Annotated in this window: 4 protein-coding genes; 2 read left to right on the forward strand and 2 right to left on the reverse strand. The window is 44.4% G+C overall.

The features are described from left to right. Positions 1-41 precede the first annotated feature (41 nt). Both A3761_RS06915 and ptsP read left to right on the forward strand, forming a co-directional pair. A complete protein-coding gene (locus A3761_RS06915) occupies positions 42-353 on the forward strand; it encodes a putative quinol monooxygenase (protein ID WP_068509848.1) in 312 nt (103 codons plus the stop codon). A gap of 387 nt (positions 354-740) precedes the next feature. Next, positions 741-3011 (forward strand): phosphoenolpyruvate--protein phosphotransferase, encoded by a 2271-nt coding sequence (ptsP, locus tag A3761_RS06920; RefSeq protein ID WP_068553103.1) that lies wholly within the window; start codon positions 741-743, stop codon positions 3009-3011. Between the two features lie 75 nt (positions 3012-3086). Here ptsP and A3761_RS06925 read toward each other — a convergent pair whose 3' ends face one another. Beyond that, positions 3087-4151 carry a response regulator gene (locus tag A3761_RS06925; protein WP_068509852.1) on the reverse strand — a complete coding sequence of 355 codons (1065 nt, stop codon included), beginning with the start codon at positions 4149-4151 and terminating at the stop codon, positions 3087-3089. A gap of 77 nt (positions 4152-4228) precedes the next feature. After that, on the reverse strand, positions 4229-4665 hold a 437-nt coding region (locus A3761_RS06930; RefSeq protein ID WP_197472922.1), incomplete at its 5' end, for an HAD family hydrolase.

Genomic DNA, 4665 nt, shown 5'->3' on the forward strand with positions numbered 1-4665 from the left:
CATCTCCTCTTTAAAATTAAACGAATGAATAAGGAAGTTCAATGAAAGCAAAAGTAGCAGTATTTGGATCATTAAGGTTTCCTCCAGATAATACCGAAAAAGTATTACCACACTTAAATGCTTTAGTTCGTAGCACTCACGAAAATGATGGATGCATTGCGTACGATGTTGCGGAAGATCCATTCGATAAGGGCTTAATTCGTTTTTCAGAGTTGTGGCCGAATCGTGAGAGCTTAAATGATCACCTAAGTGCGCCGCACATTAAACCATGGCGAGAGCAGGCTAAAAAATATGGGTTATCTGAGCGCGTATTTAATTCGTGTGATTTGTTATCAGACTCTGTTGCGGTATAGCCTCTAGTCACATAACCAATTATGCCAGCACCACCCATATAGTGCCTCGAACTGGGCTCTGTGTCGTTACATTTTCTGCTGATCACCTCTTGCCTGCTTTTTAAGCGTTATCGATTTAAGGCTCGTCTAATAAAATCGTCATGATCGTACTTATGTTGTTAGTTAAACCGCCCTCGAATATAGGGTTATGACGTTGATTAGATTCATTTACACCTGTATAGCGAGCTCGCACCGTCTTTTGGTGTGTTGCCTAATTATGCTCTTAGTGGTTTGATTTTTCTTCTGTAAGGCAATGTTTTTATTATTTTTTTCGACTTAGAAAAACTATATGGTGTAAAGTAAAGGTTTGGTATGTTGTCGTTTACGATGTTTTTATAGGAAGTATCTATGGAACCCTTACAAGCTCTTCGACGAATTTTTACAGAAGCTGAGGAACTTGAGTCAGCAGACGAATTGCTGAACCTGATTGTTGCCAGAGTCAAAGATGTAACCGGCTCGGACGTTTGTAGTATCTACCTTCAAGATGAGATACAGAAAGATTGGGTTCTTGTTGCTTCAGAAGGCCTTTCGAATAACGCGATTGGCTCCGTTCGTATGAAAACAGGTGAGGGCCTGGTTGGCTATATTTGTGAGAACCAGACGCTTTTAAATCTAGAGGATGGTTCTCAGAATCGTTACTACAGATACTTTCCGGAAACGGGAGAAGAGCATTTTTCCGGCTTTTTGGGTGTGCCAATTATTAGTTTTCGTCGCCTCATTGGCGTACTGGTTATTCAGTGTAAAGATAAACGGCTTTTTTCTGCTGAGGAAGAAGCTTTTCTAATTACGATAGCAGCTCAACTGGCAGGGCCTTTATCCTCAGTACTTAAGCAGGAGAGTTTGGCTGCGATTGTTAACAAGGATGTTAGTGATCAAATAAAAGTCAGCGGGGTAAAGGGGGCACCTGGCATTTCGATTGGGCTCGTTAAGGTTATTGCACCCTTTAAAGATTTAGCTTGCGTTGAAGAAGAGAGCGTGACTGATATTGACTCAGAGATCAGGTCTTTTCGTGACGCGATTGCATCTGTCAAGCTCGAGATCGAAGCAGGTGAAGACAAGCTGGCTTCATCTTTAACTCAAGAGGTTCAGGCTTTGTTTGGTGTATACCTGATGTTGCTTGAGAATGATGCCATCGTTGTCGATACAGAGACGCTAATCCAAGAGGGCTATTGTGCTTCTTACGCTTTGAAGCTCGTTATTGACCGCCATGCCAAGCAGTTTGAGTCGATGGATGATCCATACTTACGTGCTCGATCAGAAGATATCCGTCATTTGGGTTTGCGTATCTATGCCAGCATTAATGCGCATGACTTTAATGTCCAGCTGCCAAATGAACCCTTTATTCTGCTTTCAAAGAATTTAAGCATCGCCGATATTGCTGAATATGCGAATCAAAATTTGGTTGGCTTGGTATGCGTGGATGGCTCGGTTTTATCTCATGCGGCCGTTCTGGCCAGTGCTCTCGGCATTACCGCAATCATGGGTGTCGGTGATCTTAATTGGTCAAAGGTTGAGGGTAGTGTTGCTGTCATGGATGGTTATAGAGCGCAGGTCATTTTTAATGCCTCGCCTCAAATGCAGCGGGAATATCAAAGGCTGGCAGCACAAGAAAACCGATTGATGTCAGGGCTTGATAAGCTTAAGGATAAGCCCGCCGAGACCAGTGATGGTTATCGTATCAATCTTTATGCGAATACAGGTTTGCTTGCCGATTTATCTCCAGGGCTAGAGAGAGGCGCAGAAGGAGTAGGCTTATACCGTTCTGAAATTCCTTTTATGCTGCATGAAACATTTCCAACCGAAGATGAGCAAACTGCTGTTTATCGGAAAATTTTAGAGGCTTATGCGCCGCGCTCTGTTTACATGCGCACCCTTGATATAGGTGGTGATAAAGCTTTGCCGTACTTCAGCTTTGAGGAAGATAACCCTTATCTGGGTTGGCGTGGTATACGTTTTACACTTGATAATAGTAGTATTTTTCTGGCTCAGATTCGAGCGTTACTTCGTGCAAACCTTGGGATTGGCAATATGAAAATTATGTTGCCGATGGTTAGCCGTGTAGAAGAAGTGGATGCGTTCAGAGAGTTGCTTGACCAAGCAGTGGCTCAGCTACTTGCAATGGGGCTTAAAGTTGCAAAGCCAAGCGTGGGTATAATGGTAGAGGTGCCAGCAGCAATGATGGCCCTGCCACACCTATCAAAGCGAATTGACTTTATATCTATTGGTTCTAATGATCTAACGCAGTACCTACTTGCAGTGGATAGGAATAATCCGAAGGTCTCTGACTTATATAACTTTCTAAACCCGGCGGTATTGGCAAGTATTAATCATATTGTATGTACTGCTCAATCCCGTCGACTTAAGGTGTCTTTGTGTGGTGAAATGGCCTCTGACCCTGTAGCGGTTATTTTACTACTTGGAATGGGGATCAATACACTAAGTATGAGTGCCTTTAATATTCCCAAGGTTAAGTGGGTAATTCGTTCGTTTTCGCATAAGAAAGCCAGGCAGCTTCTAACAAAAGCGCTGAATCTCGAAAATGAAAGCTGTATACGTGAGATGCTTGAGGATGAGCTCGAGAGTGCTGGTTTGGGGGGCTTGATTCGAGCGGGGGCTTAGCGTTTGCGCAAATAAAAAATCCCTTTTAAAGAGCTGGCGCGCATTAAGAGGGATTCGATAAGTGCTTTTAGTCTTCTAGAACTGTAGGAAGTTGCTTGCGATGGCTCCAATGGCAACGACAAGTGATACCACTGCAATCATATTCGCCTTCTTGGCTTGCTGAACATAAGGCTGCATATCTTGCTGAACTTGGATTTGTGCCTGTGCGGCACTTACTTTCGCTGCGACGGCCTCGGCAGCACTGCTCGCGGCTTTTTCACCCATAGCGGTTCCTGCTTCGGCGCCAGTCTGGGTTGCTATATCTTTTATTTGCTGTAGTGCAGCAGGGGAAAGATCGGCACGACTTTCAATCAGGTCTCTAACTGCTTTGATCTCTGCAGTGATCTGGTTTTGGAACTGAACACCGGTTTGCTTAAGGCTGGCGTCGAGTACTGACTGTGAAACATGGTTGACGTTCTGATCTTGCCTTGCGCTAAGTTTACGTATTTCACTCTGATTCTCGTGAATATTTGTTTCAAGACGATGCAGCGAGCCGCTGATTGGTTGTAGCGCATCTTCGATCGCTCTGGCGATTAGTTTGGATGATACTTTTTCGATTAGTTCCTGGCTCATTTCTTCTTCCTCTTCCTCTGGGGAGCTGGTCGCAATAGGTTCTTGTTCTAATGGTTCGCTTTCAGTACTACTTAATTCAGGTAGATCACCTGTATCGAGAGTGACTGCGCTGAGTTCTTCTGGCTCGGCTGAATCGGCCGCAATATCAGGAGCAGGGCGACTGTTAAGTTCTTCGATAAGTTCAGCTAATCTATCTGGCTTTGCGGGCTTGCCTAGCATGGCGTAGGCACCGGAAGATAGCATTTCTGCTTCATACTCTGGCCCTTCCTTAGAGGTGTACATAAGGATAGGGATATGCGCTGTTTTGGGGTTTTGACTGATCTCTCGAGTGGTAGCCAAGCCGTCCATTCCGGGCATCATATGATCCATGAATATAAGATCGGGCAATGGTGAGCTTTCTAAATAGCTTAAAGCTTCTTCGCCTGATTCCACCATATTAACTTCGAGGCCGTTCTTTTGAACAAGTCGACTGAGCATTATCCGTGCGGATTTTGAATCATCGACGACCAGCGCTGTGTTGACAGCCATGCTTTCTCCTAAAAACAATGCGATATATGCTTTAAGCATAGATGATTTCAGGAAAAGTACTGCAGTTTTTGTGTGGCTTATGTAAGAAAAAGTGAAATTAGTTCAGATGGGTGTTGAATTTGGTAATCGGCTGGCCATTTTTTGGCCGATTTGTGACACTTAATATAGCCGTATAGCGCACTTACTGTAATCATTTCAGCAGCTTGACCTGCTTGAATGTCTCTTTCGTGATCGCCAGCGTAGACGATATTACCGGGCGCAAGGCCAAGTTGCTTTGCTGCTAAAAGAAGGGATTCTGGGTCAGGCTTGGATTTGCGGACATCATCGGGGCAGAGTGTCACACGGCTTCGTTTGTCTAGGTCCATACGCTGTAATAATAGATCGGTGTAGAGGCGAGGTTTGTTGGTGATAATTCCCCAGGGAATGTCTTTGTCTTCACAAAGAGTGAGAACCTCTTCCATGCCGTCAAAGAGCTTGGCATGCTTTCCTACTAGCGATTCATAGCGTTCCAATA

The organism is Oleiphilus sp. HI0123, assembly GCF_001635315.1.